Genomic DNA, 17474 nt, shown 5'->3' on the forward strand with positions numbered 1-17474 from the left:
AAACTTCCTCCCGCTATTGAAGCTTGATACCGGCGTCCTGGATCAACTTTCCCCATCGGGAGGTTTCCGAGGCCAGGAACTCACGCAGCGCCTCGGGCCCACGCACATCCGGGTCGGCGCCCAGGTCCTCGAACGCTTTCCGCATTGCGGGCTCGCGCATGATCTCGCCGATGGCCTGCGACAGCCGGGCCGTGACCTGTGAGGACGTATTCGCGGGCGCGAACACGGCAAACCAGCCAACGACATCGAAACCAGGAAGCCCCGATTCGATCGCCGTAGGCACCCCCGGCAACAAGGCGGAGCGCTTTGGGCCGGTGACGGCGATGGGCCGCAGCGTTCGCGCGCGAACCTGCTGCGCCAGAACTGCCACGTTGTCGATCGCGGCTTGCAAGCGGCCGGCCAGCAGGTCCGGCGTGAGCGCCCCCGTGCCGGCATAGGGAACGTAGAGAAGATCGACCCCGTTCATGCGTTTGAACATCTCCCACGCCAGATGTTGGCCGCCTCCGGGCGCCGACGCCGCATAGTTGATCTCGCCCGGATGAGCTTTTGCGTAGGCAATCAACTCGCTCACGGAATGCACTGGAAGCGAAGGATGCACGACAAGGAGATAGGGCGTCGTCGCTACCAGGGAGACAGGTTCGAAATCCTTGCTGGCATCGAAGGGCGTCGTGGGATACAGCGCCCGATAGGTGGCCAGCGTGCTGCTGGAAAAGAGCAGCGTGTAGCCGTCCGGGCGCGCCTTCGCCACCTCATTGGCGCCGATCATGCCGCTTGCGCCGGGTTTGTTCTCGACGATGAACTGGCGCCCCAGTTTTTGGGACAGGCCGTTCGCGACCATTCGCGCCAATACGTCGGTCGAACCTCCCGGCGGAAAACCCACGATCAGCCGCACGGGCTTGTCGGGGTAATCCGGCGCGGCCACGGCGGACGCCGCATGGAGCATCGCCAGGCCAAGGACAGCCGCCACAGCCCGGGATGACAGCCGTCCCATAAGGGTGCGACGGGACCGATAGATCTTCGCGCGGGCCGTCATGATGCGCGCTCCACCCGAGACACGGACCCGTTTCCAGGCAGGGAAAGGCGGCGAAGCGGACCGACGATGAAGATATAGCTGAGGGCTCCGACGAGCGCATGCGCGCCCACGAAGTACATGACGCCGGTGAAGGAATGGGTGATGCCGAGGATATAGCCGATGGTGATCGGCGCGACGATGCCCGCGAGGTTGCCGGCCACGCCGAACAGGCCCGTCGCGAAGCCGACGATTTCCTGCGGCGACGTGTCCACCACCACCGCCAGCCCGACCTGTGCGAGTCCTTTCCCGAACAAAGCCAGGGACATCAGCCCGACGATGACGTACGTCGAATCGGTGAAGTTGCAAAGCACCAGCAGGCTCGCCAGCAGCATCCCGGTGACGAAGGGAATCTTGCGAGCCAGGGTGACGCCGCCGCCGCGCTTGACGACCGCGTCGGATATCGCCCCGCCCAGCACGCTACCGATGAAGCCGCTTATGGCCGGCGCGGTGGCGGCGAAACCGACATGCAGGATGTCCATTCCGCGCCCCTTGACCAGATAGATCGGGAACCAGGTCAGGAAGAAATACTGCAAGGCGGTAATACAGTACTGGCCAATATAGATTCCGGCCATCATCCGGTTGCCTAGCAGCAGCTTCAGCGAACCGGCAGGCGCGGGCGCCTTGCTGGTCTTGTTGGCCTCGATGTCGATCATCGCGCCGTTTTGACGGATATAGGCGAGTTCTTCGGGAGTCACCTTGGAATGCTTGTCCGGCGGCTGCATGACCTTCACCCAGATCCCCGCCAGCACCATGCCCAGCCCACCCATGACCCAGAATACCCAATGCCAGCTCAGTTCATGGCTGAGCAAGCCCATGATGGGCACGAACAGGACCACCGCTACGTACTGCGCGGAACTGAAGATCGACGTGGCAAGGCCACGTTCGCGCAGCGGGAACCAGGCGGAAATAATGTAGTTGTTCGCCGGGTAGATAGGCGCTTCGACCAAGCCGACCAGGAAGCGCAACGCGAACAACAGGAAGATGGCCACGGCCGGCTGGAACCAGCCCACGTAACCTTGCAGGAATGTGAAAAACGACCACAGGAACAAGGTGGTCGCGTAGACCTTTATCGAATTGAACCGGTCGAGTATCCAGCCTCCTGGCAATTGACCGATGACATAGGCCCATGCAAACGCCGAGAAGACATAACCCATCGCCACGCTGCCGAGCCCCAGCTCCGTGGACATGGGCGCGCCAGCAATGGACAGATTGGCGCGATCGGCGAGATTGACCGCCGTGACCAGCAGAACCAAGGCCAATACGTAGTAGCGGATGTGCTGATGGCGCGCGCGCACAGCGCTAAGAACCACCCATGTGGACATTTGAGTCTCCTGTTCCCTGGTGGGTCCGGCCTCGCCCTCGATTGGGCGACGCCGGCGACCTGCCATGTTGCGGCCACGTGTTGGTGGCTCTATGTGGGTACTGCGAACGAATGACGGGACTGGCGTCAGCGTTTGCCCAACTCGTAGACGTGATGCTGCCTCGCATTCTTCTTTATGAAATCCCAGTCGTAGCTCACGCCCAGCCCCGGACCGGACGGAACCGGAACCGTACCGTTGCGGTCGATGCAGTCGATCTGGTCCGTATAGCCGCAGGTATAGACGGGCGGGGTGACATTGGGACAATCCGGCCCGACCAGCGCGACCTCGTAGTAATTGGAGTTGCGCACCGCGCCCATAACGTGACGGTGCGCGGGACCGACGGCATGGATCTCCACGTCCAACCCGAAACCTTCCGCCAGGCGAGCGGTCTTGATGGCCCCCGTGATTCCCATGTCGTATTCCGGGTCGACGCGCACGAAATCCGTCCCGCCGGCCATGATGAAGTCGGCCTTCGGCTCCAGGCTGCGGACATGCTCACCGATAAGCAAGGGCGTCTTCAACATCTCGCGCAGTTTCTTGTGAGAGAACGCCGACAGGCCCGTGTCGCGATAGGGGTCCTCGAACCAGAAATAGTTCGCCTCGTCGCAAGCCTTGCCCACGTAAAGCGCATCGGCGAAGGTCTTCAGGTCGCAGGCGCCGTCATACATGAGATCCATCTTGTCGCCGACCGCCTTGCGGGCGGCCAGAATGGCGGCGGCTTCACCATACTTGTCGCCGTCGAACCATCCGTGGATCTTGTAGCCTCGATAGCCCATTTCCTGGCACTGGATGGCGAACTCGCCATACTTCTCGGGACTGTCCAGGCCACCGGCATGGTCGCCGTGGAAGGTGCTGGCGTAAGCCTTGAGGCGCGTACGATATCCTCCCAGGAGCCGCTGGATGGACGCATTCAGCCGCTTCCCCTCCAGGTCCCATAACGCGATGTCGAGTGGGCCATAGCCCATGTGGTCGAAGTGGTGCAGCAGGCGCTTGCAGTCGTCGTAGATGTCCTCGCGCATGGCGGGATCGCGGCCGAGAACGTTATTGGCGAGCATCATGCTCTGGGCCAAGGCCGGGCGCGTGCCGCCCCACTGGGTAACGTATTCGCCCCGGGAGCCATCGTCGGCCTCGATGATGACGGCGTATTTGGCCATCTGCATCGTGGCGCCCTTGCGATAGGCGACGTGGTTGTGGGTGTGCTCGGTGGCGGCGGCAAGATTCTTGACGTCGTAGGTGAAGTCGATGATTTCGATGCGCGATATCTTGGTCATGAAGTCGGATCCAGAGTCGGTAACGGATGAGGCGTGGCACGCGGGCCCACGGATCAGGCGCGCTCGGCGACGGCGCGCTGCACACGCGTCACGAGCAGGTCGATTTCCTTCAGGTCGTCGGCGGTCAGCGCCGGCCCGGGCTTGCGCATCGCCGCATGGCGGATCGCGCCGCGGCGGCGCAGTATCTCCTTGCGCACGGCGACACCCCACTGGCTCTGGTTCTCATAGCTCAGCAGGGGCAGGTAGCAATCGAATACGTCGTGCGCGGCCTGGACTTGCCCTTCACGATGCAGCCGATATACGGTCGACAGCATTTCGGGATGGGAGAATCCGGCCATCGGGCCGTCGATACCGCGCCCGAGCTCCAGGGGCAGGAACATCGCGTTGTTGCCGGTCAGGATGGCGATCCTGCGGTCCTGCTGGGCGCGCAAGCGCGTGATCTTCGTGATGCTGGGGATGTCCTCTTCCTTCAGGACCTGGATTTGCGGATGGCGGCGGACCAGTTCGAGGATGAAGGGCACCGACATCCACGTCCCGGTGGAGAAGGGAAAATCCTGGAGCACGGTGGGCACATTGCCGATTTCGTCGAACACCCGCGCGAAATAGCCGAACAGCTCCTCCTCCGTGCGCGAGCCCGATGGCGGCGCGATCATGACCCCCGACGCGCCGGCATCCATGACCTTGCCGGTAAGTTCCCGTAGCTGGGCAATGCTGGGATTGCTTACGCCCACGATGACGGGTTTGCCTTGTGCGCGGGCAATGAAGCGGCGAGCCACGCCCAGGGCCTCATCGGCCGTCAGCTTCGCCGCTTCGCCAGCGACGCCCAGCACCGTGAAGCCATCCGCGCCATGCCGAAGGTAGAAATCGACCAAGGTGTCGATGCTGGCGTGGTCCACCCCGCCGTCTCCGTCGAAGGGAGTCTGGGTGACGATGTACACCCCTCTTGCTTGATGAAGCATGAAGCTTGTCTCCTGTGTTGCGAGGCCGAAGGCAGGCGTCGGCCCAAAAATGATATCGATGTCATTTTGAGTTGATGATATCGATGTCATCCATTATTAGCAAGTACCTTGAGGGTTAGGCGGAAGAGCTGTCGTACGCTTGACCCGGCCCCTGGGGCCGGCCCCATGCTGGCTGCACCTGGGTAATCTCAAGGACGGTGGACTTATGTGTTCTTCCAATTCATGCGTGAACGCTTCGGAAGCGGCCAGGCGGCTGGGCGTATCGGCCAAGGCCTTGCGGCTATACGAGCAGCAGGGCTTGATCCGTCCCGGCCGCTCGGCGGCGGGATATCGGGTGTACGGGCCTGGCGACATGGTCCGCGCCGCCGAGGTCGTGGCGCTGCGCGCGCTGGGACTCAGCCTGGCTCAGGTTGCGCGGGTGCTGGACGGCGATCCTGAAAGCCTGAAAGCGGCTTTGTCCGCCCACGAAACGGCGCTCGACCATGGAATCCATGCGCTCGTCGGTAAACTGGACAAGCTACGAGGCATCCAGGCCGACCTTGCTCGCGGGCAGATGCCATCCGATGGCGCCTTGACGGGATTGCTCGACCGATCGGCGGACATCGGAGCGGCCTTCGCGCTCCCCTGGCCCTGGGGCGGCGAATGGTTCGAAGTTCGCGATGTTCGTCCTTTGAACTACATCATCGGTTCGCTGGGCAGCGGCAAGACCCGGCTGGCCCGCCGTCTCGCGCAGGCGCTGCCCAATGCAGCCTTCGTGGGCCTGGACCGGCTCGACCACGGATGCGCCGGGGCGACGCGTTTGCTGGAAACCGATCCTGCGCTGAGGTCGCGCGTCGACCGGGCGCGGCAATGGCTCGTCGACGAGGGCGCCACGGCATCCCTGGCCCTGACGACACTGCTCGTCGCCCTGGAAGCCGAGGGGCCCGCCGTCCTGGTCATCGACATGGTGGAGCAGGACCTGGACCGCTCCACCCAGGAAGCCTTGATGGTCCACCTTCGTCAACGCGCGCAGGCGGGAGGACGGCCGCTCTTCCTGATGACGCGCTCCTCGGCCATCCTGGACCTCGCCGCGGTCGGACCGGACGAGGCCATCCTGCTTTGCCCCGCCAACCACAGCCCGCCCAGCCGCGTGGCGCCCTATCCCGGCGCGCCGGGATACGAAGCCGTCGCGACCTGCCTGGCCTCGCCCGAGGTGCGCGCGCGCATCGCGCGACGTCCATCGCTAACGGGCGGTTAGCCCCGGCTCGCAAGGCCGAAGGGTATAAATCTCTTCGATATCCGGTTCGAAAAACTGTATTTCATTTTATACGGGGGCATCGCTACGCTAGTTCGCTCTGGATGACGGAGGCGACAATATGCGGATATACAAGAAAATCGGCTTGACACTCTTCGGTTTGCTGGGCGGTCTGATGCTCGGCCCACTCTCGATGGCCGCGCAGCCATTTCCGGCGCAGTCGATCCGCTTGATCGTCCCGTTTCCGCCCGGCGGAAACATCGATGAGACAGCTCGCATCGTAGCGCCCGCGCTGACCGCCACGCTTCACCAAAGCATTGTGGTCGTCAACATGCCGGGAGCGAGCGGGCTGCTTGGCGCCAGCTACGTAGCCAGATCGAAGCCCGATGGCTACACGCTGCTGCTGGGGTCGACCGGATCCGTCGGCTCGTCGCCCGCGCTCAACCCCGCCGCCACGTTCAGTCCGATCGACGACCTGACAGGTATTGGCGGCATTCAATCCGTTCCTATCATCCTGACGGTGCGTGACGACTCGCCGATCAATAATCTGCATGACCTTGTGGCCGCGTCGAAGTCCCGGCACGTCACGATCGGCTCGTCAGGGTTCGGCTCTCCCGCACATCTGACGATCGAGTACCTGATCAAGAATGCCTCCCTGAACGCGACCTTTGTACCCTATCAGGGCAGCGGGCCGGCGATCACCGATCTTCTCGGCGGCCAGGTGTCGGCCATGGCGGACCAGGTGAACTCCTCCTTGCCATTCCTGAAAAGCAAGAAAATCAAGGCCATCGTCCAGTTTGGAGAGCAACGCTCCAGAATCCTGCCCGACGTTCCGACGCTGGCCGAGGAAGGCGTCGAAGGATTTACCGGTCTCAGTTGGACCGGCATCTTCGGTCCAGCCCATCTCCCCGCTGAAGTGACGCAGACGCTGGCGTCCGCGCTTCAGACCGCCCTATCCGACAAGACCGTCATCAAGCGTTTCCAGGACACGGGCGTGGACATGATGCACATATCGCGGCCCGCGTTCGAGCAACTGGTGGCGTCGGACTTCAAGAAAGCGCAGTCATTCGGCAAGAGCGAAAACCTGACTGAGCGTCCCTGACGATCCGACGCGCCCCACCTATCCTCTCCGACAGGAATCATCCAGCATGCCAACCCCCGACGCCCAAGGCGATATGCAGATAACGCCCATGCCCGAGCTGGCCAACTACATCGCGACCGCGCTAACCAATCCCTTGCCTGAAGAAGTCGTGGAAAAGGCCAAGCATCATCTGCTCGACACCTTGTCGTCGATGGTGTCGGGGTCCCGGATGTTGGCGGGCGAGCGCGCCATTGCTTTCGTGAAGGCGCAAGGACAGAGCGAACCGCAGGCCGCCCTGGCTGGCACGTCTCTGCGCACCACCGCGATCAATGCCGCCATGGCGAACGGCATGTTCGCGCATGCGGATGAGACCGACGACTCGCATGCACCGTCCCTGACCCATCCAGGCTGCGGAGTCGTTCCCGCTGTCCTTGCCTGCGCGGAATTATGGCATCGCGGCGGTACCGACATGCTGCGCGCGATGGTGCTGGGTTACGACGTTTGTGCCCGGTTGACCATGTCGCTCGACGCGTATGCATTCCGGGAGGCGGGCCATTCAAGCCATACTTTCGGCCCGAACTTCGGCGCCGCGGCAGCCGCGGGCGCGCTGGCGGGCGTGGAAGCGCGGCAAGCGAGATATCTGATGTCGTATGCGGCCCAGCAGGCCTCGGGCGTGGCATGCTGGATGCGCGACAAGGACCACGTGGAAAAGTCCTTCGACTTCGGAGGGATGGGCGCCCGCAACGGCGTGACCGCCGCGATCATGGTGCACAGCGGCTGCACCGGTGTCGACGACGTTTTCTCGGGACAAAGATGTTTCTACGATGCCTATGGCGACCAGCCGGACCGTGGTGCATTGGGACGCGAACTTGGCGTGCGCTATGAAATCCTCAATACCGCGATCAAGCGCTGGACCGTGGGCTCCCCCATCCAGGCGCCGCTCGACGCGCTCGATCACCTGATTCGCACGCATCGGTTCGGCGCGGACGACGTGTTGGCGGTTGAAGTCAGGATTCCTCATCAGATGGTCCTGACCGTCAATGACCGCGACATGCCGGAGATATGCCTGCAGCATGTCCTCGCCACCCTGATAGTCGACGGAACCATGGGATTCGCTTCCGCACATGACCGGCCGAGAATGAACGATCCCACCGTCCTGGCGGTGCGGGAGCGTATTGCCTTGGTGGGCGACGACGGCTTGTCGAGGCTTATGCCGAGCCGGCAAGGCATTGTCGAGGTGACGCTCAAGGACGGGCGGCGCTTGCGCGAACACACGCTGGCGGTGCGCGGAACGCCCGCCAATCCGATGACGCGCAAGGAGTTGAAGGAAAAGAGCATGGAATTGATCGCCCCTATCCTGGGCAAGGCTCAAGGCGAACGGCTCGTCGAACAGGTATGGACCTTGGAACGCATCGAAGACGCGAGGGAACTCGCCCGACTGTTGAGCCCCGCGTCATGACGGCCCCGGTATGCCTGCCTTTCGACCCCGCGCCCATGCAGCCTCGGTGGACACCTCCGGCTCGGGCCACGGATTGTCATTGCCATATATTCGAAGACTTCGCGCGTTATCCGCTGAGTCCGGAACGGTCCTACACGCCGGTTGCCGCGGGCCTTGAAGATTATCTCGGCATGTGCAAGACACTCGGCCTGAGCCGCACGGTGCAAGTGACGGCAAGCGTCTATGGAACGGACAACAGCCTGACGCTTGCGGTCATCTCCGAACTTGGCCAACATCGTGCGAGAGGCGTCGCGGGCATCGCGATCGATACATCGTGGTTGGAGCTCGAACGTCTGCATGCGGGCGGAATGCGCGGGGTACGGCTGTCCTCCCGGCGCAAGGGTTATGGAGGCGTCGAGGCGATCGCTCCCCTGGCCCGCCTTATCCACCCCTTTGGCTGGCACCTGCAACTCCATGTGGCGGACATTGCCGAATTCGTAGGAATGGAGCGGCTGCTGCTGCATGTCCCGGTACCCATCGTCTTCGATCACCTGGGTTGCGCGCGCGGCGGCGACCGCCTGGATGCCCCCGGTTTCCGCAGCCTGCTACGCGTCTTGCAACGGCGCGACGACGCCTGGTGCAAGCTGTCGAGCTGGTATCGCCGATCGAATGCGGGGCCGCCCGATTATCCGGATATGGAACCGTTTGTGCAGGCCCTGGCCGACGCACGCCCGGATCGCCTCGTGTTCGGCACCAACTGGCCTCATCCAGGCCTGTTCGAACCGGATACCGTTCCTAACGATGGAACGATCATGGACCAATTCTGCAAGTGGGTGCCGGACCCCGATGTCCGTACGCGTATCCTGGTAGACAACCCGGAACTGCTGTATGGGTTTCCGGCGTCCTGATACCATGCGCGAGGATCAATCGGCCGGGAACCAAAGTGGACCTACGACAGCTCCGGTACTTCGTCGCCATCGTCGAGCACGGCAGCCTCGTCGCGGCAGCCCAGCATGTGCACGTGGCGCAGCCGGCCCTCAGCCATCATGTTTCCAACCTGGAGGCGGAGCTGGGACAGAAGCTGTTCGAACGCACGGCTCGCGGGGTGTTGCCCACCAAGATCGGTTCGGAGTTCTACCATCGGGCGAAGCTGATTCTCCGGACAGCCGACCAGGCAGTGGAAACCGTGAAACGGGGCGGGGAGATGGCCGGCATCGTTTCGCTCGGCGTCACGCCCACCAGCGGCCTCGTCCTGGGATTGCCCATATTGATGCGGGCCACGGAGCAGTTTCCCAGCCTGAAGGTGAACGTCGTCGAACGTCTCAGCGGCCACTTATACGAGATGACCCGAACCGGCCTGCTGGACCTGTCCATCATGTTCGACAGCCGTCCCGCGGAAAACATGGACGTCGAAATGCTGGGCGCCGACGAAATGGTGTTGGTGGGGAATGCCGACATGTTCGAGAGGTTCGGCATCGGACCCACCGTCGACAAGGCCATGCTGGCCACGCTTCCCCTCTTTCTTTCCTCGGCCACGCACTTCACTCGTAGAAAGGTGGACAACGAATTCGCAAGGCTGGGGATACGGCCCACCGTCTCCAGCGAGATCGATTCGGTGACGCTGACCATGGACGCGGTTGAAAAGGGCCTGGGGTTCACCATCCGGTGCCGCGGCACGGCACGCGGTCCGCATGGAAAATTCCGCACCGCCAGAATCAGCGACGGCCTGTGGATCCATCGCTTTTACCTTCATGCGGGCCCGGTTTCCATTCGGTCGGTTGCGTGCAATTGCCTGGTCGAAATCATCAAATCGGTTGCCGCCGAACTGATCGCCGATGGGACGTTGACCGCGTCCTGACGCAGGCCGTCTCAAGCCTCATGCCTCATGCCTCATGCCTGTGCGAAGTTCTGCGGCATGTCGTAATCGAAGAATGGCAACTCGTCGAACACGTGACGCTGCGCCCCGTCAGGATCCTCCGCGACACGGCTCCTGTCATTGATGACCATCGCAAGCCCGGCCTGCTCGGTGTACGCCGCCCATGCGGGCAGCGTCGTGGATGCCGGCCTGCCGGTATGCGCGAAACTGGCCCAGGCGCTCATGACGGTGTGGGTAATCCGCGGGAGATCCGCGCCGTTGCCGACCATGCCGGCGGCCTGGGCCGTGGTGCCGAAGACAAACGGCACTTCGGAAGTGTGCGGCGAGAGCAGGATGCCGCCGAGGACCGGCGTCTTCCAGTCGAATACATAGGCGTAGACGGGACCTGCCTGCCTGGCCTTCAGGCAGGCGATGCGCATCGTGTTGCGGCGATACATATAGTCGGTCACGATCTGCGCCAGGACATGGAAGGCATTCCTGTCCGGAGGCAGCAGGGAACGGTAGACGTCGACGATATGCTGGCCATTCTCAGGCGTAATGTTCAGGAAACGGGCCACCCGAGCCGTCACCTCCGCCATTTCGATCGTGAAGTTATTGCGATCGGCTGCCAGGAAGAATGTACTTTCGGTCGTGGTATTGCCCACGAGCAAAGGTATCCGTGGCGAAACTGGCGTGGCCACGGGATCATAGGGATGGACCGTGAACGTCCGGCTGTCCAGCACCGGCCGATATGCGTTCGCCGACGATCGGGTTGCGGCGATCAGGGTGTTCATCGGCACCGATTGCCAGGCGCCCGCGTCCGCCTTGTCGATACCGAGTCTGGCCGCCAGCGCCGCGGTCGTGCGTGCCGCCTGCCCGGGCTCCACCAAGCGCAAGCCGCCCGAGCAGCTCTGGATGATGGCCTTATGGAACAATCCGCGCATGGCCGGGGCATTCATGAGCGCGGCGACCTTTGCGGCCCCGCCGGATTGGCCGAAGATGGTGACATTGTCCGGATCGCCGCCGAACGCGGCGATATTGTCCCGGACCCAGCACAGCGCCGCCCCCATGTCCAGCACGCCGGCATTGCCGGAATCGGCGAACTCCGGTCCCAACTCGGGCAACGCCAGATATCCGAATACATTCAGGCGGTGGTTCACGGTGACCACCACCACGTCGCCCAGGCACGCCAGATTCGTTCCGTCGAAACCGGGCGCGGTGCCGGCGCACGCGGCCCAGCTTCCACCGTGCAGCCAGACCATCACCGGGCGCGGCTTGCGGGAGCCAAGCGCAGCCGTGAAGACGTTCAGGAACAGGCAATCTTCGCTGACAGGCTCGATGTCGAAATACCAACTGCGCAGCGCATCCGGCGCAGTCGGAGCCTGAGGCGCGGACGGGCCGAAGACAGTCGCCGCACGGACGCCTGACCAGGCAGCCACAGGCTGCGGCGGCCGAAACCGATTGCCGCCACCAGTCGGGGCGCCATAGCGGATGCCCTTGAAAATGGCCACATCTCCGCGCCGGCTGCCTTGCAGGCTGCCGTGCGCCGTCTCCACGATCGGCATCCCTTCATGGCGGTCGTTGTCTCGCATGGCTACGGTGTCATGGTTACGGTGTTCATGTATCGAGGCAAGCTGCCTGTCCTGTAAACCGATTCGAAGAAACTGCACGGGTATCGGTCACGCAATGCCGACACTGCCGCCGTCGAACGCGGAACGTGCAGGGCGGACGGCCCGACTATTGTGTCGCACAAGTGTATGGGTATACCGACATGCGGGAAAATACTGATTTCTGATTCTGGTATCAACTGCCTTTATAGGCTTTATAGGTATAGGTGGCGTCGTCCATTCGCCGCCTGATGTTGCACCGCCGAACACACGCGTCCTCCGGACCAGCTTGCGCCCTCGCATCCACGCAGTCCATCGATGCCTTCCTGCCTTGCGCGGGCGCCCGATCCCGCGATGCGGCCGAGCCCGCACCCCGCCAGCCCCAAAACCGTGCATCCCCGCACGCAAACGCACCATGCTGTCGCACGACGGACGGCCATGGAGCGTCCTGCTTGGCCTTTTCCTAGGGAAATCCCGGCTCAAGCAAGAGTTGGCATGTACCTTGCTTGAAATTCAAGCGACTTGAATTTGAATACTTAACCTGGAAATTCATGGCGAGCCAGCGTAATCTGGCGGCCTGATTCCCTCCCCATCCTTTCAGCCAGGAGCAGAAATGCGCAGGAAAATCTCTCTCGCCGCGGGCGCGTTGGCCGGCATCGCCACGCTGATGGCATGCGTGACGCCGGCCGTCGCCAAGGACGTCGTGAAGATCGCCTTCATCGGGCCGCTCACCGGCGGCGTGTCCGCGATCGGCCTGGGCGGCCGCGATTCCGCCGAACTGGCCGTGCGCCTGCGCAACGCCGATCCCAAGTCCAAGTACACCTACGAGCTGGTCACGCAGGACGACGAATGCCGTCCCAATATCGGCGTGCAGGTGGCCACCAAGGTATCGACGGACCGCTCCATCGTGGCCGGCGTCACGCACTTCTGCTCGGCCGTGGCCATGGGCACGGTGGGCGTCTACCATCGCTTCGGCCTGCCCGTGGTGGTGTGGGGCGCGGTGCTGCCCGACGTGACCTACGGCAACGACTACAGCGAGATCCATCGCGTCAACGGCACGATGATCAACCAGAACGAAGTCGCGGCGAAGTTCATGACCGGCCAGGGCTACAAGACCTGGGCCATCATTCACGACACCACCGACTACGGCAAGGGCCACGACAAGTACTTCACGGACTTCGTCACGAAGGACGGCGGCAAGATCGTGGCGGACTTCGGCGTCACGGCCGACCAGCAGGACTTCACCACCGAGTTGACGAAGATCCGCGAACTCAAGCCCGACGTCATCTACTTCGGCGGCTTGACGCCGCTGGGCGTGCGCATCCGCACGCAGATGGACAAGCTGGGCATCAAGGCGCAATTCGAAGGCACCTCCGGCATCAAGTCCGACGCGTACATCGAGGGCGTGGGCCCGAAACTGGCCGAGGGTTCGCTGTCGTTCATCGAGGGCGCGCCGCTGGACAAGCTGCCTGGCGGCAAGTATTTCTCCGAGCAGTACGCCAAGCAGAATTTCAGCGAGCCGGCCGAAGCCTACGGTCCCTTCGCCTTCGCGGCCGCCAACCTGATCATGGACGCGGTGGAGAAGGTCGGTCCCGACCGCAAGAAGGTCCGCGGCGAGCTGAATGCCACCAAGGACGCCGACACCATCATCGGCAAGGTGACCTTCGACGACCACCGCCAGAACGTCGTTCCGCTGGTGACCAAGTACGTGGTCGACGACGGCAAATGGACGATCTGGGAAGACAGCAGCTACGCCAAGGGCGCCAAGAAGCTGACCGTGCAATAAGCACTCCGCCCGGGGCGGGCATACCCGCCGGCATCGCGTCCAGGAAGTCCGTATGCGCCTGGACGCGGCGCCTGGACATGGCGCCGGGCCGCCCGCCCCATGGGTTCCGCCGCCCGCCTGACGGCGGCGGGACAGCCCCTAGGAATACCGGAATCATCGATGAGCGAGCTGGGACAATACATTTTCAATGGGCTGATGCTGGGCGTCATCTACGCCATGGTCGCCGTCGGCTTCACCTTGTTCTTCGGCGTGCTGGACGTCATCCAGTTCTCGCACGGCGACGTGCTGATGGTGGGCGCCTTCGGCGGCCTGGCGGCATCGACGGGCGTGCTGAAGCTGGGCATCGGCTCGGACGCCGTGCAACTGGCGGCCGTCATCGTCGCCGCCCTGTGCGTGACGGGCCTGCTGGGCGCCCTGATCGCCCGCTTCCTGGTGCTGCCCCTGCGCAAGGCCCCGCCCCTGAACACCCTGCTCGCCACGCTGATGCTGGGCACGGTATTGCGCGAGGCCGTGCGCCTGTTCTACCCGGACGGCTCGAATCCCAAGCCCTTCCCCGCGCTGCTGCCGAACGCCACCCTGCACCTGGGCGGGCTGACGCTGCGCGTCGACAACCTGATCATTCTTTTCGCCGGCATCGCCGTGATCGCCGGCCTGCACGTCCTGATCACGCGCACGCGCCTGGGCATGGCCATCCGCGCGGTCGCGCAGGATGGCGAGACCGCCCGCCTGATGGGCATCAACTTCGACGCCGTGGTGCTGCTGACCTTCGCCCTGGGCTCGGGCATGGCCGCGCTCGCGGGCGTGATGAACGGCCTCTACTACAACGAGATCAACTTCAACATCGGCCTGCTCCTGGGCGTCATCGGCTTCGCGTCGGCCATCCTCGGCGGCCTCGGCAACCTGTACGGCGCCGTGCTCGGCGGCTTCCTGTTCGCCGGCCTGCAGGTGCTGGGCAGCGCCGCCCTGCCCGCCCTGATCCCGGACATTCCCAGCGCGTATCGCGACGTCTTCGCCTTCGCGGTGGTCATCATCCTCATGGCGTGGAAACCCACCGGCCTGATCGCCGAAAAATCCAGCGAGCGAGTCTGACCGACATGAAACCCGTGACCCACCTGGAAATACGCCATCCCGGCCTGCTGCTGACCGTGGCCGCCGCGCTGCTCACCCTGTACCTGTGGCTGTTCCTGCACGCCGAAAACCAGATCGGCGTCGCCGTGCTGCTGCTGGCGGCCCTGGCCGCCGGACTCGCCGCCGGCCGGCTGAACCTGGTGCGCAAGGTCGAACTGGCCGGCGCCGACCGTCCCGGCATCGCGCGCGGCCTGGCCATCGGCTGCGCCCTTCTCCTGATCGCGGTCTTTCATCAGTCGGACTTCGTGCTGCTGATGCTGTGCACGGTCCTGCTCTACGTCACGGCCTGCCTGGGGTTGACCGTGCAGTTCGGCTTCTCCGGCGTCGCCAATTTCGCCGGCGCCGCCTTCTTCGGCGTCGGCGCCTATGCCACCGCCACGCTGGCCCAGCACACGGGCCTGCCGCTGCTGCTGGACGTCGCGCTGGCCGGCGTCATCGCGGCGCTGGTGGGTTCGCTGCTCATCACGCCCGTGCTGCGGACGCGCGGCCACTACGCCGCGCTGGTGACCATCGCCTTCGGCATTCTTTTCCGCACCTTCATCGAGGTCAACGACGTGCTGGGCGGCCCGCAAGGCCTGCAAGCCCCCGGCATGAAGCTGTTCGGACACGACTTCAACGAGAGCTTCACCGTGTTCGGAGCCGACGTCTCCTTCTACGTGAGCTACGCCGTGCTCTGCCTGGCGCTTTGCGCCGGCGCCTTCGCCGTCGTCAAGGCCGTGGAGCGCTCGTGGGTCGGCCTGGCCATGGACGTGGTGCGCACCGACGAAACCTCGGCGGCGGCCTTCGGCCTGCACATCGCGCGCTGGAAAGTCGTCGCCTTCGTCATGGGCAACTTCTTCGCCGGCGCGGCCGGGGGCGTCTACGGCATGGTGACCGGCTTCATCGCGCCCAACAACTTCACGTTCTCCGATTCCCTCCTGATGCTTTCCATCGTGATCCTGGGCGGACTCGGCAACCCGGTGGGCCTGGTGCCCGCGGCGGTCATCGTCCTGATCCTGCCCGAGAAGCTGCAGTTCATCCAAGAATACCGCTTCCTGCTCTACGCCGCCCTGGTCATCGCCATCCTGCTGTTTCGCCCGGATGGCCTGCTGCCTCGGCGCACGCGCCTGTTCTTCGGCCGCGGCGCGCGGCGCGCCCCGGCGCCCACCGTGCGCGCGCCGGCCGCCGACGGGAGGGCCGCGCAATGAGCAGGCAGGCCATGATCCAGGTCCGCGGACTGACCATGCGTTTCGGCGGCCTCACGGCGCTGGACAACCTGGACCTTCACATCGAGGAAGGCGAAGTGCTGGGCCTGCTCGGCCCCAACGGTTCGGGCAAGACCACCTTCTTCAACGTGCTGACCGGCCTGTACAAGGCGTCCGGCGGCAGCATCTCCTTCGACGGCCGCGAAGTGGTGGGCCAGACCCCGCAATCCATCTACCGGTCCGGCGTGGCGCGCACCTTCCAGCGCTCGCGCCTGTCCCTGCCCCTGACGGTGTTCGACAACATCGTCATCGGCGACTACCAGCACATGCGGCACGGGCTGTTCTTCAACCTGTTCCGCCGCGCCGCGTTCCGCGCGGAGTACGACCGTTATGTGGAAAAGGTCGTCGAATTGCTGGGAATCTTCAGTCCGCCCCTGGTGGACCGGCTGTTCGAACCGGTGGAGACCTTCACCATGATCGACCGCCGCCGCATCGAGGTCTGCCGGGCGCTGATGAGCCGGCCGCGCCTGCTGCTGCTGGACGAGCCCTCCGCGGGGATGACCCACGAGGAAACCCACGAGCTGATGAGCGACATCCTGGACGTGCGCGGCAAGCTGCCCGGCCTGACCGTCGTGCTGATCGAGCATGAAATGAACGTCATCGAACGCATCACGGAACGCTGCATCGTGCTGAACTACGGCAAGAAGATCGCCGAAGGCAGCTACGCCGAGATCACCGCCGACCCGCAGGTCCAGACCGCATACCTGGGGGAGGACATCGAATGAGCATCCTGCAAGTCGAGAACCTGACCACCGGCTACGACCGCATCGACGTCCTGCATGGCGTGTCCATCGAGGTCCAGCCGGGCAAGATCACCTGCATTCTCGGCGCCAACGGCGCCGGCAAGACCACCCTCATCCGTTCCATCCTGGGCCTCACGCCGCCGCGCCAGGGGCGCATCATGTGGGACGGCAACGACCTGACGGGCCAGAAAACCCATCGCATCGTCGCCAGCGGCATTGCCTGCATCCCGGAAGGAAGAAAGATCTTCCCGCGCATGACGGTGGCGGAGAACCTGGCGCTCGGCGCCTACCTGGAGCCGGACCCGGCCCGCATCCGCGAGCGGCAGCAGAACGTCTACGACATCTTTCCGCGCCTGCGCGAACGCGCCGGCCAGCTCGCCGGCACCATGTCCGGCGGCGAGCAGGCCATGGTCTCCATCGGCCGCGGCCTGATGGCCGCCCCGCGGCTGCTGGTGATCGACGAGCCTTCGCTGGGCCTGTCCCCGCTCTACGTGAAGGAAAACTTCAACGTCATCAAGCGCATCAACGCGCTGGGGATGACCGTCCTGCTGGTCGAGCAGAACGCGCGCCAGACCCTGGCGATCTCCCATTACGGCTACGTCCTGTCGCAAGGCCGCGTGGTCGCCCAAGGCACGGCCGAGGACTTGCGCAACGACGACGGCGTGCGTTCGGCGTATTTCGGCTGAAGCCCCCCA

At 64.1% G+C, this 17474-nt stretch carries 15 protein-coding genes; 10 read left to right on the forward strand and 5 right to left on the reverse strand.

The window, feature by feature from the left end:
- Positions 1-13: 13 nt before the first annotated feature.
- The 4 genes from CAL29_RS23840 to CAL29_RS23855 all read right to left on the reverse strand — a co-directional run bounded on the left by CAL29_RS23840 (position 14) and on the right by CAL29_RS23855 (position 4663).
- Positions 14-1033, reverse strand: a complete 1020-nt coding sequence (locus CAL29_RS23840; protein ID WP_094855427.1) for a Bug family tripartite tricarboxylate transporter substrate binding protein — start codon at positions 1031-1033, stop codon at positions 14-16.
- Positions 1030-2325, reverse strand: a complete 1296-nt coding sequence (locus CAL29_RS23845; protein ID WP_444979153.1) for an MFS transporter — start codon at positions 2323-2325, stop codon at positions 1030-1032. Before CAL29_RS23845 ends, CAL29_RS23840 begins: the two co-directional genes overlap by 4 nt.
- A gap of 194 nt (positions 2326-2519) precedes the next feature.
- Positions 2520-3704, reverse strand: a complete 1185-nt coding sequence (locus tag CAL29_RS23850; RefSeq protein ID WP_094855429.1) for an enolase C-terminal domain-like protein — start codon at positions 3702-3704, stop codon at positions 2520-2522.
- Between the two features lie 53 nt (positions 3705-3757).
- Entirely contained in the window at positions 3758-4663 is a 906-nt protein-coding gene (locus CAL29_RS23855) for a dihydrodipicolinate synthase family protein (protein ID WP_094855430.1), read from the reverse strand.
- Between the two features lie 205 nt (positions 4664-4868).
- On the opposite strand from CAL29_RS23855, the gene CAL29_RS23860 reads away from it, so the two are divergent.
- From CAL29_RS23860 to CAL29_RS23880, 5 genes are all read left to right on the forward strand, one after another.
- Complete coding sequence (locus CAL29_RS23860) at positions 4869-5900, forward strand: MerR family transcriptional regulator (RefSeq protein ID WP_094855431.1); 1032 nt, start codon at positions 4869-4871, stop codon at positions 5898-5900.
- A 118-nt stretch (positions 5901-6018) separates the two neighbouring features.
- Positions 6019-6999, forward strand: coding sequence for a Bug family tripartite tricarboxylate transporter substrate binding protein (locus tag CAL29_RS23865; RefSeq protein WP_094855432.1), 981 nt, complete (start codon positions 6019-6021; stop codon positions 6997-6999).
- A 46-nt stretch (positions 7000-7045) separates the two neighbouring features.
- Entirely contained in the window at positions 7046-8437 is a 1392-nt protein-coding gene (locus CAL29_RS23870; protein ID WP_094855433.1) for an MmgE/PrpD family protein, read from the forward strand.
- The gene (locus tag CAL29_RS23875) at positions 8434-9324 is read left to right on the forward strand and encodes an amidohydrolase family protein (protein ID WP_179284158.1); all 891 of its coding nucleotides are present in this window, start codon (positions 8434-8436) and stop codon (positions 9322-9324) included. The genes CAL29_RS23870 and CAL29_RS23875 overlap by 4 nt, the downstream gene beginning before the upstream one ends.
- A gap of 35 nt (positions 9325-9359) precedes the next feature.
- On the forward strand, positions 9360-10274 hold the full coding sequence (locus CAL29_RS23880; protein WP_143277734.1) for a LysR substrate-binding domain-containing protein: 915 nt from the start codon (positions 9360-9362) through the stop codon (positions 10272-10274).
- A 32-nt stretch (positions 10275-10306) separates the two neighbouring features.
- Here CAL29_RS23880 and CAL29_RS23885 read toward each other — a convergent pair whose 3' ends face one another.
- On the reverse strand, positions 10307-11863 hold the full coding sequence (locus CAL29_RS23885) for a carboxylesterase/lipase family protein (protein WP_094855435.1): 1557 nt from the start codon (positions 11861-11863) through the stop codon (positions 10307-10309).
- A 628-nt stretch (positions 11864-12491) separates the two neighbouring features.
- Between CAL29_RS23885 and CAL29_RS23890 the strand changes: the two genes are divergently transcribed.
- From CAL29_RS23890 to CAL29_RS23910, 5 genes are all read left to right on the forward strand, one after another.
- The gene (locus CAL29_RS23890) at positions 12492-13664 is read left to right on the forward strand and encodes a branched-chain amino acid ABC transporter substrate-binding protein (RefSeq protein WP_094855436.1); all 1173 of its coding nucleotides are present in this window, start codon (positions 12492-12494) and stop codon (positions 13662-13664) included.
- A gap of 159 nt (positions 13665-13823) precedes the next feature.
- On the forward strand, positions 13824-14753 hold the full coding sequence (locus CAL29_RS23895; protein WP_094855437.1) for a branched-chain amino acid ABC transporter permease: 930 nt from the start codon (positions 13824-13826) through the stop codon (positions 14751-14753).
- A gap of 5 nt (positions 14754-14758) precedes the next feature.
- On the forward strand, positions 14759-15979 hold the full coding sequence (locus tag CAL29_RS23900) for a branched-chain amino acid ABC transporter permease (RefSeq protein ID WP_179284159.1): 1221 nt from the start codon (positions 14759-14761) through the stop codon (positions 15977-15979).
- Positions 15976-16761, forward strand: a complete 786-nt coding sequence (locus CAL29_RS23905) for an ABC transporter ATP-binding protein (RefSeq protein ID WP_094855438.1) — start codon at positions 15976-15978, stop codon at positions 16759-16761. Before CAL29_RS23900 ends, CAL29_RS23905 begins: the two co-directional genes overlap by 4 nt.
- Positions 16758-17465, forward strand: coding sequence for an ABC transporter ATP-binding protein (locus tag CAL29_RS23910; protein ID WP_094855439.1), 708 nt, complete (start codon positions 16758-16760; stop codon positions 17463-17465). Before CAL29_RS23905 ends, CAL29_RS23910 begins: the two co-directional genes overlap by 4 nt.
- The last annotated feature ends 9 nt before the right edge of the window (positions 17466-17474 follow it).

The organism is Bordetella genomosp. 10, from assembly GCF_002261225.1.
Lineage (GTDB): Bacteria > Pseudomonadota > Gammaproteobacteria > Burkholderiales > Burkholderiaceae_B > Bordetella_C.

Coding starts and splice junctions, on each gene's coding strand:
- CAL29_RS23840 (WP_094855427.1), bottom strand. CDS start 1,033: ATGACGGCCCGCGCGAAGATCTATCGGTCCCGTCGCACCCTTATGGGA.
- CAL29_RS23850 (WP_094855429.1), bottom strand. CDS start 3,704: ATGACCAAGATATCGCGCATCGAAATCATCGACTTCACCTACGACGTC.
- CAL29_RS23855 (WP_094855430.1), bottom strand. CDS start 4,663: ATGCTTCATCAAGCAAGAGGGGTGTACATCGTCACCCAGACTCCCTTC.
- CAL29_RS23860 (WP_094855431.1), top strand. CDS start 4,869: ATGTGTTCTTCCAATTCATGCGTGAACGCTTCGGAAGCGGCCAGGCGG.
- CAL29_RS23865 (WP_094855432.1), top strand. CDS start 6,019: ATGCGGATATACAAGAAAATCGGCTTGACACTCTTCGGTTTGCTGGGC.
- CAL29_RS23870 (WP_094855433.1), top strand. CDS start 7,046: ATGCCAACCCCCGACGCCCAAGGCGATATGCAGATAACGCCCATGCCC.
- CAL29_RS23875 (WP_179284158.1), top strand. CDS start 8,434: ATGACGGCCCCGGTATGCCTGCCTTTCGACCCCGCGCCCATGCAGCCT.
- CAL29_RS23885 (WP_094855435.1), bottom strand. CDS start 11,863: ATGCGAGACAACGACCGCCATGAAGGGATGCCGATCGTGGAGACGGCG.
- CAL29_RS23890 (WP_094855436.1), top strand. CDS start 12,492: ATGCGCAGGAAAATCTCTCTCGCCGCGGGCGCGTTGGCCGGCATCGCC.
- CAL29_RS23895 (WP_094855437.1), top strand. CDS start 13,824: ATGAGCGAGCTGGGACAATACATTTTCAATGGGCTGATGCTGGGCGTC.
- CAL29_RS23900 (WP_179284159.1), top strand. CDS start 14,759: ATGAAACCCGTGACCCACCTGGAAATACGCCATCCCGGCCTGCTGCTG.
- CAL29_RS23905 (WP_094855438.1), top strand. CDS start 15,976: ATGAGCAGGCAGGCCATGATCCAGGTCCGCGGACTGACCATGCGTTTC.
- CAL29_RS23910 (WP_094855439.1), top strand. CDS start 16,758: ATGAGCATCCTGCAAGTCGAGAACCTGACCACCGGCTACGACCGCATC.